Annotated in this window: 18 protein-coding genes and 2 pseudogenes; 4 read left to right on the top strand and 16 right to left on the bottom strand. The window is 60.9% G+C overall.

Annotated features, from left to right (window positions below):
* Positions 1–10: 10 nt before the first annotated feature.
* Entirely contained in the window at positions 11–1,540 is a 1,530-nt protein-coding gene (locus tag AB4O35_RS21395; RefSeq protein WP_065880595.1) for an MFS transporter, read from the top strand.
* On the top strand, positions 1,531–2,214 hold the full coding sequence (locus AB4O35_RS21390; protein WP_065872943.1) for an HAD hydrolase-like protein: 684 nt from the start codon (positions 1,531–1,533) through the stop codon (positions 2,212–2,214). Before AB4O35_RS21395 ends, AB4O35_RS21390 begins: the two co-directional genes overlap by 10 nt.
* 47 nt (positions 2,215–2,261) lie before the next feature.
* Here the strand turns inward: AB4O35_RS21390 and AB4O35_RS21385 are convergent, their stop codons facing one another.
* The 3 genes from AB4O35_RS21385 to AB4O35_RS21375 all read right to left on the bottom strand — a co-directional run bounded on the left by AB4O35_RS21385 (position 2,262) and on the right by AB4O35_RS21375 (position 6,762).
* Positions 2,262–3,758 (bottom strand): methyl-accepting chemotaxis protein, encoded by a 1,497-nt coding sequence (locus tag AB4O35_RS21385; RefSeq protein WP_065872944.1) that lies wholly within the window; start codon positions 3,756–3,758, stop codon positions 2,262–2,264.
* A 164-nt stretch (positions 3,759–3,922) separates the two neighbouring features.
* Complete coding sequence (locus AB4O35_RS21380; RefSeq protein ID WP_065872945.1) at positions 3,923–6,082, bottom strand: TonB-dependent siderophore receptor; 2,160 nt, start codon at positions 6,080–6,082, stop codon at positions 3,923–3,925.
* A 185-nt stretch (positions 6,083–6,267) separates the two neighbouring features.
* On the bottom strand, positions 6,268–6,762 hold the full coding sequence (locus AB4O35_RS21375; RefSeq protein ID WP_065872946.1) for an Lrp/AsnC family transcriptional regulator: 495 nt from the start codon (positions 6,760–6,762) through the stop codon (positions 6,268–6,270).
* Between the two features lie 117 nt (positions 6,763–6,879).
* Here AB4O35_RS21375 and AB4O35_RS21370 point away from each other — a divergent pair, with 117 nt between their 5' ends.
* Together AB4O35_RS21370 and AB4O35_RS21365 are read left to right on the top strand one after the other, a co-directional pair.
* Positions 6,880–7,914 (top strand): histone deacetylase family protein, encoded by a 1,035-nt coding sequence (locus tag AB4O35_RS21370; RefSeq protein WP_065945445.1) that lies wholly within the window; start codon positions 6,880–6,882, stop codon positions 7,912–7,914.
* Between the two features lie 57 nt (positions 7,915–7,971).
* The gene (locus AB4O35_RS21365) at positions 7,972–9,399 is read left to right on the top strand and encodes an amino acid permease (protein WP_049713116.1); all 1,428 of its coding nucleotides are present in this window, start codon (positions 7,972–7,974) and stop codon (positions 9,397–9,399) included.
* On the opposite strand, the gene AB4O35_RS21360 is transcribed toward AB4O35_RS21365, so the two are convergent.
* From AB4O35_RS21360 to AB4O35_RS21300, 13 genes and pseudogenes are all read right to left on the bottom strand, one after another.
* Positions 9,377–10,411, bottom strand: a complete 1,035-nt coding sequence (locus AB4O35_RS21360) for an alpha/beta fold hydrolase (protein ID WP_065880592.1) — start codon at positions 10,409–10,411, stop codon at positions 9,377–9,379. The two genes, AB4O35_RS21365 and AB4O35_RS21360, sit on opposite strands and share 23 nt — an antisense overlap.
* A gap of 193 nt (positions 10,412–10,604) precedes the next feature.
* Positions 10,605–11,366, bottom strand: a complete 762-nt coding sequence (locus tag AB4O35_RS21355) for a PIG-L deacetylase family protein (RefSeq protein ID WP_065872949.1) — start codon at positions 11,364–11,366, stop codon at positions 10,605–10,607.
* A 179-nt stretch (positions 11,367–11,545) separates the two neighbouring features.
* Positions 11,546–12,205 (bottom strand): glycosyltransferase family 2 protein, encoded by a 660-nt coding sequence (locus tag AB4O35_RS21350; protein ID WP_065872950.1) that lies wholly within the window; start codon positions 12,203–12,205, stop codon positions 11,546–11,548.
* Positions 12,202–12,801 carry an SAM-dependent methyltransferase gene (locus tag AB4O35_RS21345; RefSeq protein ID WP_065872951.1) on the bottom strand — a complete coding sequence of 200 codons (600 nt, stop codon included), beginning with the start codon at positions 12,799–12,801 and terminating at the stop codon, positions 12,202–12,204. The genes AB4O35_RS21350 and AB4O35_RS21345 overlap by 4 nt, the downstream gene beginning before the upstream one ends.
* Positions 12,798–13,555: pseudogene (locus AB4O35_RS21340) on the bottom strand (PIG-L deacetylase family protein). Before AB4O35_RS21340 ends, AB4O35_RS21345 begins: the two are co-directional and overlap by 4 nt.
* Positions 13,552–14,550: an acyl-CoA dehydrogenase gene (locus AB4O35_RS21335; RefSeq protein ID WP_460149265.1), complete on the bottom strand. Its 999-nt coding sequence runs from the start codon at positions 14,548–14,550 to the stop codon at positions 13,552–13,554. The pseudogene AB4O35_RS21340 and the gene AB4O35_RS21335 overlap by 4 nt, the downstream one beginning before the upstream one ends.
* Before the next feature lies 1 nt (position 14,551).
* A complete protein-coding gene (gene glgX / locus AB4O35_RS21330; protein WP_065880589.1) occupies positions 14,552–16,711 on the bottom strand; it encodes a glycogen debranching protein GlgX in 2,160 nt (719 codons plus the stop codon).
* 119 nt (positions 16,712–16,830) lie between these two features.
* Positions 16,831–17,103, bottom strand: coding sequence for a DUF2934 domain-containing protein (locus AB4O35_RS21325; protein ID WP_065872955.1), 273 nt, complete (start codon positions 17,101–17,103; stop codon positions 16,831–16,833).
* A gap of 24 nt (positions 17,104–17,127) precedes the next feature.
* Positions 17,128–19,878 (bottom strand): malto-oligosyltrehalose synthase, encoded by a 2,751-nt coding sequence (locus AB4O35_RS21320; protein WP_065945447.1) that lies wholly within the window; start codon positions 19,876–19,878, stop codon positions 17,128–17,130.
* Complete coding sequence (malQ, locus tag AB4O35_RS21315) at positions 19,875–21,959, bottom strand: 4-alpha-glucanotransferase (RefSeq protein ID WP_065909454.1); 2,085 nt, start codon at positions 21,957–21,959, stop codon at positions 19,875–19,877. The genes AB4O35_RS21320 and malQ overlap by 4 nt, the downstream gene beginning before the upstream one ends.
* Positions 21,956–23,707 (bottom strand): malto-oligosyltrehalose trehalohydrolase, encoded by a 1,752-nt coding sequence (gene treZ, locus AB4O35_RS21310; RefSeq protein WP_065872958.1) that lies wholly within the window; start codon positions 23,705–23,707, stop codon positions 21,956–21,958. Before treZ ends, malQ begins: the two co-directional genes overlap by 4 nt.
* Before the next feature lie 20 nt (positions 23,708–23,727).
* A pseudogene (glgA, locus tag AB4O35_RS21305) lies at positions 23,728–25,282 on the bottom strand (glycogen synthase GlgA).
* A 533-nt stretch (positions 25,283–25,815) separates the two neighbouring features.
* On the bottom strand, positions 25,816–26,769 hold the full coding sequence (locus AB4O35_RS21300; RefSeq protein WP_065872960.1) for a D-2-hydroxyacid dehydrogenase family protein: 954 nt from the start codon (positions 26,767–26,769) through the stop codon (positions 25,816–25,818).
* Positions 26,770–26,780 lie beyond the last annotated feature (11 nt).

Here is a 26,780-nt window from a genome sequence, read left to right as displayed (position 1 = left end):
CTGTCATTCCATGAGAAAAGAAGCCGCCATACTGGCTGTCGCGTCGGCGGGCTGTGCCATGACCGTTCTAGATACGAACGTCGTGGGCATCGTTTTGCCAACCATTGCCAGGGATCTTCAGGCATCGTTTGCAGAGGTCGAGTGGGTCATAAGCACCTATGTGCTCTGCTTCGCTGCCCTCTTGCTTCCAGCAGGCTCCATCGCTGACCGTTACGGCCGACGACGCGTCTTTTTGTTCGGAATAGCGCTCTTTGCAGCCTCTTCTCTGGCCTGTGGTTTGGCGCCTTCAGCGCCAGGCCTTTATCTGGCGCGAGCGGTACAGGGCGTCGGATCTGCTTTCCTACTTGCTCCTGCCCTAGCCATCATCGGACACACTTTTCACGATGAAAAAGCGCGCAGCCACGCATGGGCGATATGGGGCGGCATCATGGGACTCACAATGGTTGTCTCGCCGCTCATTGGTGGGGTGATCAGCAGTTCACTGGGATGGCGCTGGGCTTTCTATATCAACATTCCAGTCTGCCTATTGCTGGCGGCAGCGGTCGTGACGCTGGTGGATGAATCTCGTGACCCCGTTCCGAGAACGCTGGACATCCCGGGAATTGCGCTGTTCGCGCTAGGGATGTTCAGTGCCACATGGGCGCTCATCGCCGGTCCCAGTCATGGATGGTCGAGTATCCCTGTCCTCGTGAGCATGATCGGGGGCCTGCTGTTTTTCGCAGTCTTTGTCTGGGTCGAAAAGCGTCGTACTCACCCAATGCTTGATCTCGAATTGTTTACAGCCAGACCCTTCGTTGGCGCCGTACTCGCGATGCTGGCCTATGCCTCGTCTGCTCAAGTCATGGCATCGCTGTTACCGCTCTTTCTACAAAATGGCCGTGGCAACGGCGTACTCCAAGCGGGTATCGCCATGCTTCCATTTGCCATTGCGATGCTGATTTTTCCACAAGTAGGCAGGCGGCTTTCACCTTACCTTGAAAGCGCGGGCATCCTGGCACTGGGCCTCTTAATCGTTGCACTTGGTAACCTGATTCTGATGTTTGCCGCCGTTCAGCAGGGAGAACTGTTGCTGATTTGCGGCATGGCAATTCTGGGAACAGGCGGTGGATTGCTGAATGGCGAAACCCAGAAGGCCATCATGGGCACAGTGTCTCGGAGTCGCGCCGGAATGGCATCCGGCATCAGCACTACCTCCAGATTCACCGGCATATTGCTGGGTTTCGCCGGACTGGGAGCGGTACTCGCCAGTGGCGTGAAATCGGCGGTAGAAAGCAGGCTGATAGACGCGGGAGTGTCTGCTAAACCCGGATTTTCCGAGTACGTCATGGCAGGCGACTTCGAGCGTGCTATCGCACTGTATCCCCACGACTTAACCGAAACGCTGAAGGGGCTCGCTCAGCAGAGTTACAGCCAGGGATTCGCGGGCGCCTTTGTGATTGCCGCTCTGTTCTCGCTGCTCGCATCCGCTGGGGTGTATGTGCTGATGCGTAGCAAAAAAGCCATAGCCCTGCAAAACGTGAGTAAAAATACATGTCGATAAATGACCTGGAAGTTGCACACCCGATTGAGACCGGCGCAATCATTTTTGACCTTGACGGTACTCTTGTCGACTCTGCGGGCGACATGACCGCGCAACTGAACACCATTCTGATCGAGCGGAATCTTGAGCCAATTCTGGTCGCAACCACTTCATTATTCCTCGGTGACGGAATGCGTTCTTTTGCCAAGCGGGCGTTCTGCTTGCGGGGAGTGGATGATTTGGAAGAAGCGATCGATACCTTCACCTCGCGCTACGAACATACTGACCACCGGATGACAAAACCCTATGAAGGGGTAATTGAAACCCTCAGCGCGTTGCGAGACGCGGGATGGAAACTATCGGTTTGTACGAATAAAAACGAAATGATCGCCATCGATATTCTCAAGCAAACCGACCTGTTGAGATTTATGGATGTGGTTTGTGGTGGGGATACCGTGGCCTTCAAGAAGCCTGACCCTAGACACCTAAGTGCAGTGGTAGCGCGGGCCGATTATGAAAAGCTTCCCAAGATCATGATCGGAGACAACTGGAACGATTTTGAAGCCGCCCGTGCGTACGGAATTCCGTTTGCTTTTGCCAGTTGGGGCTACGGAACTCTGCCCGACGATTGCAACGCCGCTAACCTCACAAAATTCAGTGACATTCTCGACATCGTTGGCTTGCCTGTGCATTGAACATCGTATGCTAAAAGCAGTGTCCTTTGCAGGCAGCGCAGGCCTCATCACTGATGAAACCGCCTCCCCAACGCATCCAACCTCACCGCAATCGGCGGTAACCGTTCACTGCTCCTCGCCAACATCTCCACATCATCCGCTGTGCTCTGCGCAATGCTTTGCACCGACTGCAACCGCCCGACAATCTCCAGGTTCGCCGACGTCTGTTCGCGGGTGGTGGTCACGATCCGCCCATTCAGGTCGTCGATGTGCGCGATGTCATTGCCTACCGCGCGCAGCATATCGACCGCCACCTGGCTGTCTTCCACGCAACGTTCGACGCCCTGGCGGCTGTCGTGCATGGCTTCTACGGCTTGGCGGCTGCCGTGTTGCAGGCTTTCGATGATGGTTTTGATTTCTTGGGTGGACACCGCCGTGCGCTGCGCCAGGCTGCGGACTTCGTCGGCGACCACCGCGAAGCCACGGCCTTGCTCGCCGGCGCGGGCGGCTTCGATGGCGGCGTTGAGGGCGAGAAGGTTGGTTTGGTTGGCGATGCTGCTGATGACTTCCAGTACGGTGCCGATGTGTTCGGCTTGTGTGGCCAGGCCTTGCACGGTCTCGTGCGTGCCGTTGAGGCGTGAGGCCAATTGGGTGATTTCCTGCTGGGCGCGGCTCACGCTTTCCTGGCCGCGCAGGACTTGTTGGCTGGCTTTGCCTGCGTGATCCACAGCGTGTTCGACGTGTACGGCGATGTGGCCCATGGCGTCTTCCATCCGCTGCATCGAGCCGGTCATCTGGGTGATTTCTGCCAACTGATGCCGCGCGCCTTTTTCCAGGGTGCCGCTGGCGTCTGCCAGTTCCTGGCCGAGTTGGCCGAGGCCGTGGGAGTCACGGGCGACGCCGTCGATCAGGTGGGTGATCTGTTGCAGGAAGTGGTCGAAACGCTTGGCCAGGGAAACGCGCATTGTGCCTTTGTCAGCGCTGTCGGCCTCAACGGTGAGCTGAGAAGTGACCGCGAGCATTTTCTCGAGCATTTCCTGACTCTCGACTGCTTCGGCCTGGCTGTGCACGGCCAGGTAGAGCAGGGCAACGGTTTCCATCACCACGTAGAAGGCGTGAACGAACACCATGGTCCAGCCGCCGTGGTGTTCCATCACGAATACCGGGAAACCTTGATGTTGCAGCGCATGGAACACCACGTGGTGCACGGCAATTGTCGCCGCTGCGATCAGGATCGGCAGCCAGTCGCGATAAAACGTCAGGACCGCCAGCAGCGCGAAGATCCCGAAGTGCGCTTCGATCACCCCCTGCGCCTGGTTGATGTGCAATGCCGCCATCACCATCAGGCCCGCGCCTAATGCGCAGCGCATCACGCGGGTTCCGCCAAGGGCTCGATAAAGCGCAGTGAGCACCACGCCGGTGCCGCCGCCCACGATCACGGCCTGCATCAATGTGTCGTGCCAGAACGCCAGGCCCAGCGAAAACAAAAACATCAGCCAGATCAACGCCAGCATGATGCGGTCGGCTTTACGGTAGTGCTCGAAAAAACGCGCGGGGGTGGGCATTCACACTGACTCCATGGGGTCTGGTCGAAACAAAGCGGGGGCAGGGTGGAGCAAGTTGGGTGTTTTATTTTTATTGGATTGAGTGTTGCCAAAGGTATATCGGCATCAAGAGAAGGGACTTGAGGAACGGCTACCCGGTCGGCTAGCCGTTTATCAAGGTGCGGTCAGAAGCTGTATTTGGCCGTGACGCCAAAGCTGCGTGGGTTGCCGTAGGTGTCGGTGGAACCCCAGATCGGGCTGGTGGCGATTGCCGAGTAGTAGGTGCGGTCAAAGATGTTGTTCACGTTCAACTGCAGGTCCAGATGCTTGTTTACCTGGTACCCGGCCATAACGTCTGCAACTGCATAGCTGCCTTGTTCCAGGCGATAGGTATTGCTGTTGGCGAGCACCACATCGTTGTACATGCGGCTTTGCCAGTAAACGTTGCCACCGATGCGCAGTTTTTCCAGCGGGCCCTGGAAGCGATAGGAGGTGGTGAGTTTGAACAGGCGCTCTGGGGTGTCGGTGTCGAAACGCTGGTTGTTATTGGCAGGCTTGGTGTCCTTGACGTAATGCGCACGGGTGTAGGTAAAGCCACCGCCGACTTGCCAGTTCTCAGTGAGGGAACCTTGCAGCTCCAGATCTATACCCTGGCTGCGAACCAGTCCGGACGCTTCGTAGCAAGCGGTGATCGGGCATCCCACCTGGCTGTCAGGCAATGTCGCGCGGTTTTTCTGGTCGATCTGGAATACTGCCAGGCTGGCGTTGAGCGCACCGTTGAAGTACTCGCCCTTGATGCCGACTTCGTAGTTTTCACCGACGATAGGTTCCAAGGGTTTGTCCGAAAAATCCCGACTTGTCTGCGGCGTGAAGATATCGGTATAGCTGGCGTAGACCGAATGGTGCTCGTCAAGGTCGTAGATCACCCCGGCGTAGCGTGTGAGGTTGCGGGTGACTTTGTAGTCGCCATCGCCCTGGCGGTCATCGTAGTCATACCAGTCCACACGGGCGCCCAGGATGACCTTGAGCGGGTCTGCCAGGTTCAGGCGGGTTGTCAAGTAAACCCCATCCTGGGTGGTGATGCTGTGGCCTTTGCCGTCGCGTACGAAGTTCGGCTTTGCGCCATTGAGTGGGTAGTTGGTGTCGTAGGGGCTGAACTCCTTGGAGGTGGCGTCATAGATGCGTTTGCTGGTGCCCACCACCACTTCATGGGTACGACCGAAGGCTTCGACCGGGCCGCTGAAGAAGGTGTCCAGCCCGTATTGCTTGTCATCCTGGTTCGATTGGTAGGCGGTGCGCGCCAGGGTGGTTTGATAGCGCGACTGGTAGGTACCGGTGAATACACCGTCCAACTGTGATGACGAGCCGGCGATGTGGAGTTTCCAATCGTTGGCGAAGCGATGCTCGATATCACCAAATACCGTGTCGATGGTCAGTTTCTTGTTTTCCCAGTCCGAGCCGGGGTTGGTGGAGCGAGGCAGGTTCAGGTGGTGGCCGTCAGTGCCGATCGGCAAGCCGCCCCAGAAGTGGTTGGTCTGATCTTCCTGGCGCGAGAAGCCCAGGGTCGCCGTGGTGTTTTCGCTGAGGTCGGCTTCGCCGATGGCATAGAACAGTCCGTGATCGCTTTCTTCACCCTTGCGGAAACTGTTGGCGTCCCGGTATGAACCCACCACGCGACCGCGCAGGGTGCCGCTGTCATTCAAGGCGCTGGAAGCGTCGAATTCGCCGCGATAATCATCCCAACTGCCGGCAGCACCGGTGATCGAAACCTGCGGCGTGGCAGTGGGACGCTTGCGCACAAAGTTGATCGCAGCCGAAGGGTTGCCCGCGCCGGTGACCAGGCCGGTAGCGCCACGAATCACTTCCACCCGGTCGAACATCGCTAAGTTGGGCTGCACGCTGTTGGCGTAGCCAGAATACGAACTGGGGATGCCGTCGAACATCATGTTGTCGATGTCGAACCCGCGTGATTTATAGGTATGCCGACCGGGGCCGCTGGATTGGCTGAGGAACAGGCCGGGCGTGTTCTTGACCACGTCATTGACGCTGGTCATGGCCTGGTCGTCCATGCGTTGGCGGGTGATCACCGTGACGGCCTGCGGGGTCTCACGCATGGTCAATGGCAGCTTGGTCGCCGTTTTCATCGCGCCGGTGGTGTAGGACTGCGTGCCTTCGGTGGTTTCGCCAAGCTGCTGCTCCCCGGAGATTTGCGTGGCACCCAGCTCAAGCGTGGTTGCTGGCGTTTCAGTGTCCGCGGCAAAGGCCGCTTGGGCGCTTGCAAGACAGACAGCCAACGCCATTAAACTGGGTGAAAAACCTTTGCCGCCGTGTTGTTGCACAGGCATGGAACTGAACCTCCCCGAATGCCGTCCGTGGCGAATAATAAAGATGTTGATAATTATTCGCATCAGTTTGGCAGATTGAGTCGGGAGGAAAAAGCCTTCAGGGAGAATTAGTTAACGAATTTTTCACATGTGGCGGATGGGGCGTTTAGCCATCAATCTCCAAACGCACCCCCAGGTAGGGCCGCTCAGTCGCGCTTGGGAATGGCCACCCGGCTTGTCGCCTTCACCTCTCGCAACGCCAGGCTGGACTGGATCGAAGCAATCCCCAGTTGGCGCCTTAGCACGCTCTCGACAAACTCGCTGTAGCTGTCCAGATCTTCCGCCAGCACTTGCAACAGGTAATCCGCATCCCCCGTGATTTTGTGGCACGACAATACCTGCGGCAGCTCTTTCACCACCGCCTCGAAAGCGTCAGGCGCATGGTCGGTATGGATGGCGAAACGCACATGCACAAAGGCCATGATGTCCAGCCCGAGCATCTTGCGATCGAGGTTGGCCTGGTAGTCCTTGATCACGCCTTCTTCTTCCAGGCGTTTGCGTCGGCGCCAGCAGGGCGTGAGGCTCAGGGATAAACGCTCGCTGAGTTGAGCGTTGGAAATACTGGCGTCTTCCTGCAGCAGGGCGAGGATGGCGAGATCAGTGTCATCAAGAGCGACCTGTTTGGTTTTATTTTTCACAATTGTGAGCTCATAGGGTAAATATTCCCGATAAAGCTAACAGTGTCGTAAGTAAAAGCAAAGAAAGCCCGGCGTTGCCAGAACAAAATAGACCCTGTCTTTTACTGGCGGATGACCCACATGCTGACTGTTTTTAGCGAAGCCCACCGTTTGCACCATGGCACCGAACTGAAGGACGGCGTGCTCAAACCCTCGTTCGAACAACCGAGCCGCGCCGACACCGTGCGTGACCGCGTCAGGCAGGTTGGCTTGGGCGATATCATCGTACCGCGGCGCTTTGACCGGGCCTGTTATGTCAACGCCCACAGCGAGCGCTACGTGGCATTCCTCGAAACCGCTTGGGCCGAATGGACCGCCATCGGCCGCAGCCATGACGCGCTGCCCCTGGTGTGGCCGGTCCGGGACTTGGCCAACCAACAGGTGCCGGATTTCATCGACGGCAAGTTGGGTTTCTTCGCCATGGACGCCGGCTCGCCGATTACCCGCACTACGTGGGAGGCGGTAAAAACCAGCGCCGATATCGCCTTGACCGGCCTGGCACTGTTGGATGAAGGCCATTACAGCGCCTTCGCCCTGTGCCGCCCACCGGGCCATCACGCGGCGCGTGAATACATGGGCGGCTATTGCTACCTCAACAACGCCGCGATTGCCGCGCAGCAAGCCATCACTAAAGGCGCCAAGCGCGTGGCGGTGCTGGATGTGGATTTTCACCACGGCAATGGCACGCAGAATATTTTCTACGACCGTCCGGACGTGATGTTCATTTCCCTGCATGGCGACCCGGCGGTGTCCTATCCGTATTTCTCCGGTGCCAGCAGTGAGCGCGGCGCAGGTGCGGGGGAGGGCTTCAACCTGAATTACCCGTTGCCCAAAAACACCACGTGGGACCACTACCGAACCGCCCTTGTCGACGCCTGCCAACAACTGCGCCGTTTTGCACCCGAGGTGCTGGTTATCTCCCTCGGTGTCGACACCTTCAAGGACGACCCCATCAGCCACTTCCTCCTCGACAGCCAGGACTTCCTCGGCATGGGCGAAATCATCGCCAGCGTTGGCGTGCCCACGCTGTTCGTGATGGAAGGCGGCTACATGGTCGATGAAATCGGCATCAATGCCGTCAACGTGCTGCACGGTTTCGAAAGCAAAACCCAATAACAACAACCGTCGACTTTTCTTCTGCCAAAACTCAAAAACATAACAAGAGGTTTTGTGATGAAAACAACCACGCCCGGGCTTTATGAAAAGCCTGCGTTGCAACGTACCCTGAGCAACCGCCATATCCAGTTGATGGCCATGGGCGGTGCGATCGGCACTGGCCTGTTCATGGGCTCCGGCAAGATCATTGCGCTGTCCGGCACCTCGATCATCCTGATCTACATGATCATTGGGCTGTTCGTGTATTTCGTGATGCGCGCCATGGGCGAGCTGCTGCTGTCCAACCTCAACTTCAAGAGCTTCGCCGACTTTGCCGGGGCGTACCTGGGGCCGCGCGCGGCGTTCTTTCTCGGCTGGTCGTACTGGTTGAGCTGGAGCGTAGCGGTGGTGGGGGATGCTGTGGTGGTCGGCGGCTTCTTCCAGTACTGGTTTCCGGATGTGCCGGCGTGGATGCCAGCGGTGGGTATGTTGCTCACGCTGTTCGCGCTGAACGTGCTGACGGTCAAGCTGTTTGGCGAAGTGGAGTTCTGGTTCGCGATCATCAAAATCATCGCCGTGGTGACCTTGATTGGCGTGAGTGTGGTGCTGATCGCCAGCTCGTTTGTCTCGCCGACCGGCGTCACTGCTTCGCTGACCCATTTGCTGGACAAACAGGCAGCGTTTCCCAATGGCCTGTTCGGCTTTTTTGCCGGCTTCCAGATGGCGATTTTTTCTTTCGCCGGCACCGAACTGATTGGCACGGCCGCCGCCGAAACCCGCTCGCCAGAGCGCACGTTGCCCAAGGCGATCAACTCGATCCCGCTGCGCATCATCCTGTTCTACGTGCTGGCCCTGGCGTGCATCATCGCCGTGACCTCGTGGCAGCAAGTCTCGCCGAGCAAAAGCCCGTTTGTTGAGTTGTTCCTGGTCGCAGGTTTTCCGGCCGCTGCGGGCATTGTGAATTTCGTGGTACTCACCTCGGCGGCGTCATCGGCCAACAGTGGCGTATTTTCGGCCAGCCGCATGCTGTTCGGGTTGGCCGACCTGGGGGATGCCCCGGGCATTTTTGGGCGGTTGTCGAACAGCAGCGTGCCGTTTATCAGCCTGGCGTTTACCACCCTGCTGATGCTATTGGGGCTGGTATTGCTGTTTGTGGTACCCGAGGTGATGACCGCCTTCACCATTGTGTCCACGGTGTCAGCGATCCTGGTGATTTTTACCTGGTCGACCATCCTCGCGTCCTACATCGCCTACCGTAAAAAACGCCCGGACCTGCACGCGAAATCCATCTACAAGATGCCTGGTGGTGTGCCGATGGCCTGGTTTTCCCTGGCGTTTCTCGCGTTTGTACTCGGCCTGTTGGCGCTGCGGCCGGATACACGCTTGGCGCTGTACGTGATGCCGGCCTGGTTTATCTGGCTGGGGATCGCTTACCAGTTTTCGCGCTTCAAGGGTGCCCATTGGATGAAGGCGACACACTCGGTCACAGGTGATCCGCATCAATGACGGCCTTGGCAAACGCCTCGGGCGCTTCCTGCGGCAGGTTGTGGCCCACGCCGCCATTGATCAGGCGAAACGCATACTTGCCGGTAAAGCGCTTGGCGTAGTCGCCGGGGGCCGGGTGCGGCGCGCCGTTGGCGTCACCTTCGAGGGTGATGGTCGGCACGCCAATCGATGGCGCCTGGGCGAGTTTCTGCTCCAGCGGTTCGTATTGGGGTTCGCCCTGGACCAGGCCCAGGCGCCAGCGGTAGTTGAACACGGTGATCGCCACGTGATCCGGGTTCTCCAGGCCTTTGGCGCTGCGCTCGAACGTGGCGTCATCGAACGTCCAGTGCGGTGAGGCCAGCTGCCAGATCAGTTTGGCGAAGTCGTGTGTGTTTTTCTGGTAGCCATCCGCGCCGCGTTCGGTGGCAAAGTAAAACTGGTACCACCATTGCAGCTCGGCTTTAGGCGGCAAAGGGGTTTTGCCCGCCGCCTGGTTGCCGATCAGGTAACCGCTGACCGACACCAGCGCTTTGACCCGCTCAGGCCACAGCGCGGAAACGATGTCTGCCGAGCGGGCGCCCCAGTCATAACCGCCGAGCACGGCTTGCTTGATCTTCAGCGCGTCCATGAAGTCGATCACATCACTGGCCAGTGCGGCCGGTTGGCCGTTACGCAGGGTTTTATCCGAGAGAAAACGCGTGTCGCCATAACCGCGGGCGTAAGGGATCAGCACGCGATAACCCTTGGCCGCCAGCAACGGCGCCACCTGGGCGTAGCTGTCAATGTCGTAGGGCCAGCCGTGTAGCAGGATCACCACTGGGCCGGTCGCCGGGCCGACTTCGGCATAGGCCACGTCCAGCAGGCCGGCGTTGACGTGCTTGAGGGCCCCTAAGGCCGTCTGAGTGCTGGCGACGGCCCGAATAGGCGCCTCGGGCATTTCCGCGTGAGCCATGCCCAGGACGCCGAACGGCAACAGGGCAAAGGTCAGGAAAAGAGGGTGGCGTTTGGAGCGGCGATTCAACTGAGCGTGCATGGCGAGCCTCCTGCGGCTTGATGTGTGCCGGGTGCTCAGTGAAACGCCGGGCTGTATCTGGCCTGTTTCAGGAAACCCGCCGGGTTAAAGCCGGTGTATCGCCATGGGCTCTGTACACACTGCGATACAAGCCTGCAATCCGACCCTCACACTCAACAAGCATCAAACACAACAGGAATGGCCAGGTGAGGTTTTACGACAGCACGATCTCATAAGGCTCGCGCATACGCTCCAGCAGCACCTGGGCCAGCATGGGCGCCAGGCCGATTTCCGGGTCGCCGGCCAACTGGCTGGCATAGGCGTGGACGGCATGGAGTTTGCGCGCCACGCTCCAGCTGTCCAGACGCACTTTGCGCGCCCGTTGCCAGGGGATGATCGCCCCCTCTCGGGCGGGCCAGTGCCAGGCCCAGATCGGCAATTCATGCAGCTGCGCTCCGACCAGGCTGCACGCCTTGGCGCTGGCACGGCCGACTGCGTCATGGTCGGCATTGCCGTCATTGCGCCAGGTGCTGAACACCGCGTCGCCAGGCTGCAGGTAACGCGCGATGAACTGGCTCAGTTGTACTTCCCGGGCGGCGAGGGCGGTATCGCAGAACCCGCCACGTATCCACTTCAGGCTGTGCAACGGCATGCCCAGGCGGCGCAGCGCTTCGACGCTTTCCTGCGGGCGCACCACGCTCAAGCGGCTCGCCGGCCATATATTGGACCCCGGGTGGCTGGCACTGCCGTCGGTGATGGAGATCAGTTGCAGCGGGTGTTCCAGGGTGCTGAGCAACTGCAGCAAGCCGCCACAGGCCAGCACTTCGTCGCCGGGATGCGGGGCGATGATGACCACGCGCGCGCCAGCGGGTACCAGTGAGGACGCGGTGATCGGAAGGATTTGCGCCAGCTGCGGGGCGCTGTTCCAGATTTGCGCCGTACCGCAACGGCCGTCGCTTAAGGAAGCAAGCTTCATGGGGTGTTACATCCTTGTCGATTGATGCTGTGGGTCGTGCCCCGTGGGAGGGACGACTCTCTTATACCCACCACAGGCTCCGCCGCAGTGGCTGCATGGCACTCCAACCGTGGAATACCAGCAAGGCGTCCTCAGCATAGACAAGGATTGGTCGTTTTTACATTCAGCAACGTCGTTTTTTAAGTGGCGTGCATCAAACTCTTCAAATAATCGCCAAACCCGCCTTGTGCGCGGGCGTCCAGGCGCGCACTGGTGATCACTTGCGGCGTATGGCTCCAGGCGATGGAGGCGCCGCACCGCTCAAGGTTGCGCACCAACTGGACATCTTCATGGCACGCCAGCGGTTCGAAACCGCCGGCGCGGACATAAGCGCCAGCGCTCACGCCCAGGTTGGCACCGTGGATGTGCCGATGACCGTCACGGGCCTCATAACCTTGCAGATAACGAATTTGTGCAGCGGGGTCGAAATCTTCGCTCCAGGCGTCCACCGTGACAGTGCCGCACACCGCATCCACCCCCAGCGCCAGCTGCGCCACCAGCCAGTCCGGGGCAACCCGGCTGTCGGCGTCCGTGCAGGAGATCCAGCGCGCGCCCTGATTGAGCAGGTGGCGCGCGCCAACGCCGCGCACATGCCCCACATTGCGCGCCTGGACTTCGAGGTACTGCACCGGGTAGGCCTGGGCAATGGCGGCACTGCCATCGCTGCAACTGTCGAGCACGACCAGGATAGTGACTGCTTCGCCCATCAATCCGGGGTGGCCAGCCGCGATCAACGCCGCTTCAAGGCAGTCGCCCAGCAACGCCTCTTCGTTATGTACCGGGATCAGAATGCCGATCATCGCAAGCCCTCAAGGGTGGCGACCGAGGTGCCATCGCGGCTCCATAGATCAAGAAGAAAGTCGTGTTCGTGATGGCTTGCGATCCGCGGCATGTCCAGGCGCTGCTGGAGCAGCGCGTGCACCTGCTCGGCAGTCTGCGGGCAACCTTCGATAGGCGGGCGCCAGTGGCAGGCCAGCACCTGGCCGTCGTCGGTAAGCGAGGCGCGGGCGCGATCGATCAACTCACTCAGGTCATCTGCGTCAAGGTAGTAGCACAGCTCGCTCAATACGATCAGCTCGAACTGGCCGGTGGGCCACTGTTCGGGCAAGCGACTCTGTCGCACTTGTGCATGCGGGAAACCCAACAGGCGGCTACTCGCCAGCGCCACGGCGGCGGCGGCGGTGTCGCAACACAGCAGGCGGTCACAACGTGGCGCCAGCTCGAAGCTCAGCTCGCCATTTGCGCAACCGGGCTCGAACACCGAGGCGTAGCGCGGCCGCGTGAGTATCGCCAGGGTCAGTGCGCGTTTGCGTCGCTCGTACCAGCGTTGGCGAAACGCCCAGGGGTCGTCGTTCTCGGCGAACAACTGGTCGAAGTAAGGCGTGGCCACACTCATACGAACACCACTTCAAAAGGCTGCAACAAGCGCTCCACCACATAGGGCGCGAGCACCGGCGCGAGGCCGACCTGCGGGTCGCCTTCCAACTGGCTGGCGAAGGCATGGATGGCGTGGCGCTTGCGGGCGATGGCTTCGCAGCTCAGCGGGATCTTGCGCGCGCGATGCCAGGGCACCAGGCTGTTTTCGGGGTTGCCCAGTGCCAGGTCCACACAGGCACCTCATACAGGGTTGCGCCCACGGCCTCGGATGCCTTGGCGCTGGCACGGCCAACGGCCTCATGGTCGCAATGGCCGTCTTCGCGCCAAGTGGTGAACACGACGTCGTTGGGTTTGAGGTAGCGCTGGATAAACGCAGCGAGTTCGTCCTCGCGGGCCGCGACCTTGCTGTCGCTAAAACCCGCGCGCAGCCATTTCAAGCTGTGGGCAGGCAGGCCCAGACGATGCAGGGCCTGTGCTGACTCCTGGGGGCGCACCACGCTCAAGCGCTCAACTGGCCAACGTTGCGAACCGGGATGACTGGCGCTGCCATCGGTGACTGAAATCAACTGGATCGGCCGGCCCAGCGCCGCCAAACCCTGCATCAGCCCGCCGCAACCCAGCACTTCGTCATCCGGATGCGGCGCAATGATCACCGCACGATGGCCTTCCGGCACCAACTGCTCGACGCTGATCTGTGGCAACTCGGCCATTTTCGGCGACGCCTGCCAGTGCTGCAGCGGCGTACCCTGTCCAACAATCGGATTGGCTTTCATAGCTGCCACCTGCCTGTGGGGGCGCCGGCGGCCAGTTCGCCAAGACCGGCCAAGTCGCGCTCGGCATGGCTTTGGCGCACATACACCGGCAGGTCCGCCATCAACTGGGCGAAGTGCGGGTCCTTGCAATAGGGGCCCGCACCGACCGCGCGACCAACGTGGCGAATCACTTGCTCAACCGTGTCTTCGATGCAGGCGCGCGTCTGTTGGGCCAACGCCCTGGCGTCAGCCTGCGGTTCGCGGTCGACGTGTTCGGCACTGGCGCGCAGCACGCAGGCGGCACTGTTCAATGCACTGTCGACGGCGCCTAGGTGGGCGAGGGCATGCGATTCCGGGCGTTTATTGCATTGTTCACGCAGGACTTCCGCCAGGCGTTGCACCGCGCCGTACCAGCAGGCCGCAATGCCAATCCCGCCTTGCCAGAAACCAGGACGGGCGAGGTAATCACCGGGGCCGCCCACGGCAAGCCCCCAGGCCCCATCAAACACGACTTCCACGCTGCCGGTGGCCGCCATGCCCACGGCATTCCAGCCCTCGTCAGTCACAGTGATGCCGGGTTGGTCCATGTGCACCGCCACCAACTGCTGGCGATCCTCTTCGTCCCAGGCCGTCAACAACCCGTGGCTGACCACCGCGGCGCCGGAGCACCAGGCCTTACGCCCTTGCACGATCAGGCGATGGCCCTCTTTGCGCACATGCACCTTGGCGGTGGGTGGTTCGGCCGCCCACATACCCCACGTACTGCCCAAGGGCGGCAAGGGGCTGTCGAGCTCGGCGATAATTGCCAGGGCATCGGTATGGCCTTCAAACAGCTTGCACAGGCGCAGGTCGTGACCTGCCACCTGCGCCAAGCGGCTGAACCGTTCCAACGTCTGGCCGCTGCCGGGCAACGGCAGTTGGTCCAGGCCTTCTTCCTGAAGCGCCTTCAGGGCGGCGCCCAGGGCTTGCGTGTTCGCATAGCCCCGGTTGCCTTGAAGGAATCCATGCAACGCCATCTCACACCTCGTCTTCGTGCTGCAGCTCAAACAGTAGCAGCGAGCGGCCGGTCACCGCGTATTCATGTTCAAAGTCGAAACGTTCCTGGCCACGCACCGCAGGCTCGTTGGTGTCGAGCATGCAGGTCCAGAACTCACCCTCGGGCACTGGCGGCAGGCGGAAATTGACCATGTCGTGGTGGGCGTTCACCACCAGCAGCAAGGTCGCATCGGCGCCGGCACGGCGAATCCCGGTTTCCTGGGCGCGGCCATCCATCAACATGCCCAGGCAGCGACCGTGGCTGTCTTCCCACTGCTCGGTGCTCATCTCGGTGCCATCTGGCGATAGCCACGTCACGTCCTTCACGCCGATATCTTCGTTGTAATCGCCGACCAGGAAGCGCCCGCGACGCAGGATCGGGTAGGCCAAGCGTAGCTTGATCAGGCGTTTTACAAACTTGAGCAGCGCCTTTCCGTCGTCGTCCAAATCCCAGTTGACCCAGCCGATCTCGCTGTCCTGGCAGTAGGCATTATTGTTGCCGTGCTGAGTGCGGGCAAATTCGTCCCCGGCCACGAGCATCGGCGTGCCTTGTGACAACAGCAGCGTTGCGAAGAAGTTACGCATCTGGCGCAGGCGCAGTGCGTTGATCTCGGGATCTTCGGTCGGGCCTTCGACGCCATGGTTCCACGACAGGTTGTTGTTGCTGCCGTCCTGGTTGTTCTCGTCGTTGGCTTCGTTGTGTTTGTCGTTGTACGACACCAGGTCGTGCAAGGTGAAACCATCGTGCGCGGTGATGAAATTCACCGAGCTGTAAGGGCGACGGCCGCGATGATTGAACATCTCGCCCGACGCGGTCATGCGTGCGGCGAAATCCGCCAACTGGCCGTCATCACCTTTCCAGAACGCGCGCACGGTGTCGCGGAAGCGGTCATTCCATTCCACCCAGCCCGGCGGGAAATTGCCCACTTGGTAGCCACCAGGGCCGCAGTCCCAAGGCTCGGCGATCATTTTCAGCTGGCGCAGCACCGGGTCCTGGCGGCAGGCCACGAGGAAGCTGTGGCGCTCGTCGAAACCGTCGCGATAGCGCCCGAGGATGGTCGCCAGGTCGAAGCGGAAACCGTCGACGTGCATCTCTGTCGCCCAGTAACGCAGCGAGTCAGTGACCATCTGCAGCACGCACGGGTGGCTCAGGTCCAGGGTATTACCGGTGCCGGAATCGTTGATGTAGAAACGTTTGTCATCCGGCATCAGGCGGTAGTACGAGGCGTTGTCGATGCCACGCATGGACAGGGTCGGGCCGCGTTCGTTGCCTTCGGCGGTGTGGTTGTAGACCACATCGAGGATCACCTCGAGCTTCTGTTCATGCAGGTGCGCGACCATCTCCTTGAACTCGGCGATCTTGCCGCTGGCCAGGTAGCGCGGGTCCGGGGCGAAAAACGCGATGCTGTTGTAGCCCCAGTAGTTGGTCATGCCCTTTTCCAGCAGATGCTGGTCGTTGACAAATGCGTGTACCGGCAGCAATTCGACGGAGGAAATGCCTAACTGGCGGATGTGCTTGAGTACATCATCTTCCATAAGACCGGCGCAGGTGCCGCGCACGGATTCGCCCACGGAAGGGTGGCGCATGCTGATGCCGCGCAAGTGGGTTTCATAAATGATCGTACGGTCCCACGGCACACGCACCGGCTGGTCGTTGCCCCAGGTGTGTGCCGGGTCGATGACCTTGCACTTGGGCACGAAGGGCGCGCTGTCGCGTTCGTCGAAGCTGAGGTCGTCGTCGGGGTGGCCGATGGTGTAGCCGAACAGCGCCTCCGACCATTTGAGTTCGCCCACCAGCTGTTTGGCATAGGGGTCGATCAGCAATTTGTTGTGGTTGAAGCGGTGGCCGTTGGCCGGGTCGTATGCACCGTAGACACGGTAGCCGTAAATCAGCCCGGGGTGGGCGTCGGGCAGGTAACCGTGGAAGATTTCGTCGGTGTATTCCGGCAGTTCAATACGCTCAAGCTCCACCTCACCGGTGTCATCGAACAGGCACAGCTCAACCTTGGTAGCATTTGCCGAGAACAGTGCAAAGTTGACGCCCAGACCGTCCCAGGTCGCGCCAAGTGGGAAGGGCAAACCTTCACGAATCCGCGACGGTTCGCTGTCCGGCGTCGGTGAGGTTTTATCGGGTTTGCTCATTGTGTTGCTCCTGCAAGGGTCTTTTTTCAGGCCGAACGCGGCCCTGCTGACGAGATTTCAGCTGACAATTTGGAATAAGAAATCACCTCTTGCCGACGGCGCCGGCAAGAGGTGTGAGGTCAAGGCTTGGGCTTCTTCGGCGCCGGCGGCTTTTTAGCGGCCGCTGGTGCTGGCTTGCTGGCCGCTGGTGCTGGCGGCTTGGCTTTTGGCGACGGTTTAGGCGCGCTTGCCTTGGGCTTGGCCCCCGCCTTTGGCTTGCTTGGCGTCAACGCTTCGGCTTCCGCCAGCTTGCGCGCCATTTCCCAGTGCCGCGCATCTTCACCGTGGGGTTTGCCTTCGGACTCCCAGATCTGATGCGCCAGCTCGCGTATGCGTTTGTCTTCAGTACTCATCACAATGCTCCTCGCAGAAAATTTTCAGCTTTCTTGATCATCAGGATTGATAAAGACATTGACCGGGAAATCCCCCAGGGCAGTGCTAACCAACAGCTCCTTGTCTGGTGTGACTGCGCCTGTATGAAAAAGTCCCTTCCAGTTTTGGGTTGTCGCGGCGAACGGTAATTTCACCCGCGTATCGCCCCAAACCTGCGCATTGATCTGGGGATGCACACCGTTTTCAAGCAAGCGATGGGGCCAGCGTGGCACCACCACCAGCAGGCGTTTGCCCTGGTGTTCACGACAGAACGCGACCACGCGTTCAGCGTGCTTGCCAACCACGTCCAGCGGTGTGTAGGTGCCGCTGCGGAACAGCTCGGGATGGGCCTTGCGCACGGCCAGCACCTGAGCAATCAGCGCCTGTTTGATACGCCCGTCGCGCCAGTTGAACAGCAGTTCGCCAATGTCCGGTGGTGTATCCAATGCGTGTTGTCGTGCATTGAAATCCACCGGGCGGCGGTTGTCCGGGTCCACCAGGCTGAAGTCCCAGAACTCATCGCCCTGATACAGGTCCGGCACACCCGGCACAGTGATGCGAAGCAAGGATTGCGCCAGGCCATTCAACGCGCCGGCTGGGGCAATCGCCTGGGCGGCGTTACCGATAGCGGTGCGCAATGGGTGGCCTTCGTCGCTGAGCAACAGCCGCGACAGGAATGCCTCGACGCCTTGTTCATAGGCCTCGTTGGGCGCGCTCCAGCTGCTCTGCAACTTGGCTTCGCGCAGGGCTTTTTGTTGCCACTGCCACAGGCGCTGCTGGTAACCCTCGAAGTCGGCGGCCAGGTCCAGCGGCCAACTGCCCAGCAGTGCCTGGTAGAGGATCAATTCATCGCCGGCTGACGGCGTGTTTGCATCGGTACGCAACGGGGCGGCGAGGGTGCGCCAGTGCTCCACTTGCTCGACGTACCACGGCGCGCACTCGCTGATCACCGCCAGGCGCGCGCGCGTGTCTTCGCCGCGCTTGTGGTCGTGGGTGGCGGTGGCCAGCAGGTTGTCGGGGAAGCTCTGCAAGCGTTGCCCGTTGACCGCATGAAAATCGGCCAACGGCGCGCTGAACTGCTCAGTGCTGAAGCCCACGTCATTGCGCGATAGCAATACCGCCGAACGATAGAACGCCGTGTCTTCCACGGCCTTGGCGGCCGCGGGCGACGTCAGTTGCTGGAAGCGCACGCAGGCATGCTTGAGGATCTTGCGTTCACGGCCCACAGGCCGATTGCGCCATGGCTGGCCGCCCAGCCATTTCTCCAGGTGCTCGAGTACTGGCCAGTCGCCTTCACCCAGGGTCGTGCGAGCGCCCTCCATGGCTTGCTGGAATACCTTATCGTCGGCGGCGCTACGCCCACGGGCACTGATGTAGGTGCGGTACACCGGGAAGTGCACGATCAGTTCCTGCAAGGCACGGCGGATCGCACCCAGGGTCAGGTCGCGGGTCATCACATCGTCGCGGGCCACTTGCAGCAGCGCGCGCGCCACGCTTTCAAAGTCGCCGCCGAGTGAACCGTTGAGGATTTGCTGGCGCGCCAGTCGGGCTTCCTCAATGAAGGCCGAAGGCCGTTCGCTGTGGCGCGTCCACAAGTCGGCCAACGGCTCAAAGCCGTCCGGGTGATGTTGCAGCAGCGAGAGCTGGTTCATGAATTCGTAGCCGGTGGTGCCGTCCACTTGCCAGTCTTCACGCAGGGTTTCGCCATCTCCGAGGATTTTTTCCACAAAGATCGGCAGATGCCGCTCTGGCGACAGCGAATCGACGCGGCGGCGCAGCTTGCGGCAGTAACCGCGCGGGTCGGCCAGGCCGTCGATATGGTCGATGCGCAGGCCATCTACCAGGCCTTCGCTGATCAGTTCGAAGATTTTGCCGTGGGTGGCTTCGAACACCGCAGTGCGTTCTACGCGCAGGCCGCCGAGTTCGTTGACATCGAAGAAACGACGCCAGTTGATATCGTCCGCAGCGGTGCGCCAGCTGGCCAGGCGGTAGGCCTGTTGTTCGAGCAACTGATGCAGGCGGTTGAAGCCCTCGGGTTGGCGCCCGTCGAACTCGGCCAGCCGTTGTTCAATGGCCGGCAACACCTCGGTGGCACGTTCGGCCAAGGCCTGCTTCAGCCACTGCGCCTCATGGTAGGCGTCGTCTTGGTAGGCAAGGGCGGAAAAGCGCTCCGCCAAGGGCTTGAGCAGTTCACCGGTGCCCAGGATCGCTGCGTATTCCTTTGGGCAGATCGGGAAGCGGTGTTCGTAATGCTCGACGTAGAACGCGCCGTGGGGGGCGTCGAACTTCAAGGTCAGGGCGCCGGTCTGCAGGGCTTCGCCATAATCGCTGCCTAGGAATGGCATCAACAATTGGCCCTTGAGCAACGGGTCGGGCGAATGCCACTGAATATCGAAGAACTCGCTGTAGGGGCTCAGGCGACCCCACTCCAGCAGGTCCAGCCACCAAGGGTTATCCGCGCCGCCCACCGCCATGTGGTTGGAGACGATATCGAGGATCAGCCCCATATTGTGCTCACGCAGCGCCGCGACCAAGCGGCGCAAGGCCGCTTCGCCGCCCAGTTCCGGGTTGACGCTGGTGGGGTCGACCACGTCGTAGCCATGCATGGACCCGGCGCGGGCGCTGAGCAGTGGCGAGGCATACAGATGACTGATGCCCAATTGGGCGAAATACGGCACCAGGGGCACCGCATCATCGAGGGTAAAACCTTTATGGAATTGCAGGCGCTGGGTGGCGCGCAGGGGCAGTGCTTTCATCGGTCACGCTCATAGGCTTGGTTGCGCGCGACGGCCAATAGTTCGAGGCGGCGGGCGGCTCCGGCATTGTCGAGCAGGCTGGAGGCTTCACCCGGCAGGCGGCGGCGCCAGTTGGGGTGGGTGTCGGTGGTGCCGGGCAGGTTGGGCTGTTCTTCGACGCCCAGCGCGTCCTCCAGCGGCAGCAAAACCAGCGGCGCGCGGGTGTGGCCGAGGTAGCGCACGCTGGCGTCGATCATATGGTCGGTTTCATTGCGAATTTCTTCGACGAAATTCTGCGGGTCCTGGCTCAAGGCCTGGCGCAGTGCCTGGCGTTCGCGCAGGCGGTGTTCGCTCCATTGCTCCACAGTCGGCGCATCGATCAGGCCGAGCTGGATGTTCCAGTCGATATCACGGCTGTGCCACCAACCGTTGAGCGTAGGCAAGTCGTGGGTGCTGGTGGTGGCCAGCGCGTTGTCGGGCCAGTCGAGGATCGGCCTGAACTGGCCTTCGTGGTTTTGCTCGAACAGCAACACACGCATGCCCAGAATAGAGCGGGCGATGAGTTTTTCGCGCAGGCCATCCGGCACCGTGCCGAGGTCTTCACCGAGCACAATCGCCTGGTGGCGGTGGGATTCCAACGCCAGCAGGCGCAACAGGTCGTCCACCGGGTAATACAGGTAGGCGCCGTCCCTGGGCGAGGCGTCCATGGGGATCACCCACAGGCGTTGCAGGCCCATCACATGGTCGATACGCAAGCCGCCAGCGTGGGCGAAGTTGGCACGCAGCATTTCGATGAAGGCGCGAAAACCATGGCGCTTGAGGCCTTCAGGCGAGAACGCGGATATGCCCCAGCCCTGGCCGGCACGGTTGAGGATGTCGGGCGGCGCGCCGACGGTCAGGTTGGCGAGCAACTCATCCTGGCGGCTCCAGGCCTGGCTGCCGCCGCCGTCGGCGCCCACGGCCAGGTCGGCGATCAAACCGACGCCCATGCCGCTGCCTCGGGCGGCCTGCTGTGCGCGCTCAAGGCAACGGGCGATCAGCCATTGGCTGAAGGCGAAGTAGCCGATTTCATCGCGGTTTTCTTCGGCGAACTGCGCCAGGGCCGGACTCTGGGGCGTGCGCCAATCCTGCGGCCAGTGGCGCCAGTCAAGGTCTTCACCCTTCGCGGCACGTGCGGCTTGCACGGCTTCGAAGCGGCAGTGATTTTCCAGCGCCTCGCCACCGGCCTGGCGGAAACTCAGGAAATCGGCGTGTTGTGGGTGGTGGCCGTGACGGAAGTCTTCATACAGTGCACGCAATAGTCGCTGCTTGGCCTTGGCGGCCGTGGGCCAGTCGATCAGGGTGTGCTGCTCCAGATCGTGCAATTCATCTGTCAGGCCGATGGCCTCGATGGCGTTGCGCACTTCGCGTTCACCCAGGATGCAGCCAGGCGAAGCGTACAAACCGTTGAGGAACAAGCGACTCGATGGCGAGTAGGGGCTGTAGCGCCCGGTGTCGGCGCTGAACATCGCGTGCATCGGGCTGATCGCCAGAGCGTCGGCGCCGCGTTCGGCGGCCGAGCGGGCCAGGTGCTCCAGGGCCAGGGTGTCGCCAAAGCCGCCATCACCCAGGCGGCGCAAGGAATACAGTTGCGCGCTGACGCCCCAGGCGCGGGCGGGTTGTGTGTCGACGGCTTCGGCCACGCTGTAGCAATGGGTGGGGGCGACGGCCAGGGTGAACGTCTGGCCGGCGATCTGCACGTGGTGGTAGCCGAGGGCAATGATGCCCGGCAGCACTGCGTTGCCATCAAGCCGCAGTTCCAGGGTTTCGCCGTCTTCAAGGCTGACCCGGCACGCGGTGTCCGGTTCAAAGTAGCGCGCCAGGTCCAGCCCTTCGCCGCTGTCGATGGTCATCAAGGGTGGCAGGTGTTTGTCTTGTTGCACCTGCTCCAGTTCGTACAGGCTGGCGTCGATCTCGGCATCGCTGTCGGCCGGGTGGCCCAGGCCTTTGAGAACGGCGCGCAGGGCGTCGGCTTTCACTCGTTGCGGGCGACCGTTTGCGTCGATCCAATCGACGGCCAGGCCCGCTCGGCTGGCGAGGATTTCCAGGTTCGCTTCGCTCAAGGGTGCTCTCCAACAGGGGATAAGGTGACGCGTGCGCTGTACGGCGGCAAGTGTGTGCCGGCGTTGGCAGGCGTTTCGAACAGGACGGGGGCCGTCGCCGGATGATCCAGAGCCGTGGCGCTCAGGTTGAGGTCGATCTGCAGCCGGCTGCCGTTACCCAGGCGCCAACGGGCAGTGACGGCGCCCTCGGCCAACACCTCGGCGCCCAGTGCCACGCTGCCCGGTAAGTGCGGCACGATGTGACGCTGGCGCAGGCTCAGCAGTTGGCGGTAGAGATGGGCGTGTGAGTTATCGGTAAACGACGGTGCCGATTGTAGAAAGGTAGACGCGGCGTTGGGATCGGGAATGCGTTCACGTCGTTCCGGGTCCTTGAACGCGGCGAAGTCAGCAAACTCACTGCGCCGTCCTTCACGCACCGCTTCGGCCAACTCGCCGTGATGGTCGGTGAAGAACAGGAATGGCTCGCTGGCATTCACCTCGTCACCCATGAACATCAGCGGAATCATCGGCGACAGCAACAGCAGGGCGGTCGCGGCCTCCAACGCCTGGGGCGAGCAGAGTTGGTGCAAGCGTTCGCCCAGAGCGCGGTTGCCGATCTGGTCGTGGTTCTGCAAAAACGCTACAAACGCGGTCGGTGGCAGATGCCCACTGGGTTCACCGCGCTCATGGCCATGCCGAGTGGTGTGGCCCTGGTAGATAAAACCTTCGCTCAGGCAACGGGCCAATTTAGCCGTAGGGTCGTGGGCAAAGTCGCTGTAATAGGCATCCGTCTCGCCCGTCAGCAAGACGTGCATGACGTTGTGGAAGTCATCGTTCCATTGCGCGTCGAAATCGCGCTCGTACTCGAGAAGGCCGGCCTGATTCAGTTCGTTTTCCAGGGTCAGCCAGACGTGCCGACCCGTGTCCACTTGTTCGCGAACCCGGTGGGCCAACTCTTTGAGAAACTCCGGATTGTCGATGGCATGCACCGCGTCCAGGCGCAGCCCGTCGAAGCGGTATTCGAGCAGCCACATCAAGGCGTTATCCAGGAAGAAGTCGCGCACTTCACGGCGATCGAAGTCGATACCCGCGCCCCATGGGGTGTGCACGTCTTCCTGGAAGAAACCCTTGGCGTATTGCCCCAGGTAGTTGCCGTCGGGCCCGAAGTGGTTGTAGACCACGTCAAGGATCACCGCCAGGCCATGCTCGTGGGCGCTGTCGATCAGGTGCTTGAGCTGTTCGGGGGTGCCATAGGAAGCTTGGGGCGCGTAGGGCAGGACCCCGTCGTAGCCCCAGTTGCGTTCGCCGGGAAATTGCGCCAAAGGCATTAATTCAATCGCGGTGATACCCAGCTCAGCCAGGCGTGGCAGGTGTTTCTCGACGTCTGCGTAACCGCCCAGTGCACCGACATGCAGTTCGTAGATCACTGCTTCGTGCCAGGGGCGGCCTTGCCAATTGCTGTGTCGCCACTGATAGGCGAGCGGGTCGACTACCAGGCTCCACCCATGTACGTCCGAGGCTTGAGCCCTGGACGCCGGGTCGGGTACATCCATTTCTCCGTCAATGTTGTAGCGGTAGCGCGTGCCCGCAGGGCACTTGATTTCTGTTTCGAACCAGCCATCTGCCTGAGGCAGCATGGCGACGGACTTGCCATCTTCCAATTCAACGCTGACATAAAACGCGTCTGGCGCCCACAAGGCAAAACGCGTGTGTTGCGCGTCCAGCATGATTGCGCCGTGGGGCCAGGTTTCCAGAGTCCGTAACGGCATCTATAGAGACCTTCCTTCGATTATTTAGCGGATTTCCCCAGTGCCTTCGCCACCAGTTGTTCGTAGAGCTCGGCGTAGGGTTCCACCGCCTGGCTCCAGTTGAACGGCTGCGTCATCGCCCGGCTGCGCATGGCGTTGAGCAGGCCTGGGAAGGCAAACACCTTGAACGCGCGGTTCAAGGCTTCTTTGTAGCTGTCGACGGTGGATTCATTGAACAGGAATCCGGTCACGCCATTTTCGATGGTGTCGGCCAAGCCACCGGTGTTACGGGCGACGGGCAGCGAACCGAAGCGCTGGGCATACATTTGGCTGAGACCGCAGGGCTCGTAGCGCGACGGCATCAACAGGAAATCGCTGCCGGCGAACATGCGTCGGGCATCAGTCTCGTTAAAACCGATGCGCACGCCGATTTGGCCTGGGAAGCGCAGTGCCAGTTCACGCATGGCGTTCTCTTCTTCCGGCTCGCCGCGACCGATGATGGCGATCTGCCCACCTTGCTCGACGATAAAGCTGGCAACGGCTTCGGTGAGGTCGAGGCCTTTCTGGAACACCAGGCGCGACACAACGGCGAACAGCGGGCCGGTCGATTCATTCAAACCGAACAGGTTGCGCACTTGAGCGGCGTTGACCGCCTTGCCTTCCCAGTCGCCGATGTTGAAGTTGTGCGTCAGGTGCGGGTCAGTGGAGGTTTCCCAGCTGTCTTCGATCCCGTTGGGAATGCCGCTGAGCAGACCTTGCTGGGTCTTGCTGGCCAAAAAGCCATCAAGGCCGCAGCCGAATTCCGGGGTGGTGATTTCCCGGGCGTAGGTGGCGCTCACGGTGGTGATATGGCTGGAATACGCCATGCCGGCCTTGAGGAACGACATCTTGCCGTAGAACTCCATGCCTTCCTGTTGCAAGGCGTGAGGGGGAATCCCCAGCTCAGGCGTGGAGGCCAGGCTGATCACGCCCTGGTAGGCCAGGTTATGGATGGTGAACAGCGTCGGGGTGCGTGACCCACGCCAGTGCATATAGGCCGGCGCCAGGCCAGCGGGCCAGTCGTGGGCGTGCACCAGGTCCGGGCACCAGTGGATCTGCGCCAGGTTGGCGGCCATGTCAGCGGCGGCCAGGCCCAGGCGGGCGAAGCGAATATGGTTGTCCGGCCAGTCGCGGCCGTTGTTGGCGCCGTAGGGCGTGCCTTCCCGTTCGTAAAGCTCGGGGCAGATCAATACATAGATGACCAGGCCATCCTTGAGGTCCATGCGCCCGATCTTGCACGGCGGCAACGCGGCGTGGCCACCCAGCTCACCAATGATATGGATCGGATTATCGCTTTCCATCACCTGCGGGTAACCGGGGATCAGCACCCGCACATCGTGCAGATGGGCCATGGCTCGCGGCAGCGCCGCGAGACACATCGCCCAGGCCGCCGGTCTTGACCAAGTCGGCAAATTCGGAAGTGACGAACAGCACCTTTTTACGATTTGGATTGTGGCTCGGGACGGGCCGCACCGTGTTGAGGTCGACCAAAGAGGTCGACCCGCCAACTGGCTGACTAACACGCTCTCCCTGAATACTTGCAGCGGCACTGATCATAGTTATCTCCACGTGTTGGTCGGCTAATGGCCCGCTGCCATTAGCTCCGATGACCGCATCCTGCGGCCAGGCGCACAAGCGCATGACAAAACTGGCAAGGCGTATGCCAGTTGCACGGTTAGCTTAAAAAGATTGGATAGACGGCATCTGGTATGAACCGCTTGTGCGCGCCTTACCCTAAACCTGACCTATGGCAGAGTTGGAAAGTTTCGATTATTTTCGCGGGGTTTTTGTTTTGAAACGGACCCATCGGTCATCAGTCTAGGACAGATCCCAGAGCCTGTAGGGTTTATACGAGAATTTTGTAGGACAAAATACTTGTAACCATATGCTTTGCGCGAAGGGAGGGGTTTGTAGCGAGCAGGCTTGCCCCGCATGTAGTGAGCAGGCTTGCCCTGCGCTGGAGTGCGAAGCGCTCCCAATTTTGGCGGGCCCGGCTCAACAGTGTGACCGAGGTGGCTATTTGGGGCCGCTTCGCGCCCCAGCGCGGGGCAAGCCCGCTCACTACGAGAGGGTTGCCCTTGAATGGTGCGTTAGCCCAGCACGCGAATGGGCAGGCCGTTTGTCCAAGCGTGGATGTTTTCGATCATCTGAGAATAGAACTGCCGATAATTCTGCTGGCTTACATACCCCACGTGTGGCGTGGCCAGCACCTTTGGCAAACGGCGGAACGGGTGGTCCACCGGCAACGGTTCCTCGGCGTATACATCCAGCGCCGCCCCCGCCAGGCGTCCAGTTTCCAGCGCATGCACCAGCGCCTGCTCATCCACAATCGGTCCGCGTGCGGTATTGACCAAGTGGGCCGTGGGCTTCATCCAGCCCAGTGCCTCGGCATCCACCAGCCCACGACTGCGGTCGCTGAGCACCAGGTGCACGGTGAGGATGTCGGCTTGCTCAAACAGCTCTCTCTTGCTGACCCAAGTAACGCCGGACTGTGCAGCACGTTCAGGCGTAAGGTTTTCGCTCCAGGCAATCACGCGCATGCCAAACACCTGGGCGAACTGCGCGACTTTCTGGCCAATGCTGCCAAGCCCGAGAATGCCCAGGGTCTTGCCATACAGGTCGCCGCCGAGGCCAACCTGCCAGTCGCCAGCGCGCAACGAATTGGCTTCGGCCACCAAGTTACGGGTGGAGGCCATGATCAACGCCCAGGTCAGTTCCGGCGCCGCGTGTTTATAGCTGTCGGTGCCGCATACGGTGATGCCCTGGGCCTTGGCAGCAGGAATGTCGATCGCCGCGTTGCGCATGCCGCCGGTGACCAGCAATTTGAGCGCTGGCAGGCCTTGCAGCAGGGCTTTGTCGAAGGTGGAGCGTTCGCGCATCACGCAAATCACCTCGAAGCCCTTTAAACGCTCGATCATGGTGGCGGTATCTGCCGGGTAATCGTGCAGAAAGTGCACATCGCCCACGGCCTCCAGGACCGACCAATCCACCACGCCACTGGCCACATGCTGCCAATCATCAATGACTGCGATCTGTACCGACATTCACGAGCACC

This window comes from Pseudomonas sp. H1_A03, assembly GCF_054685145.1.
Note: the sequence above shows the minus strand (reverse complement) of the source record. Positions and strands in the feature narration are given on the sequence as shown.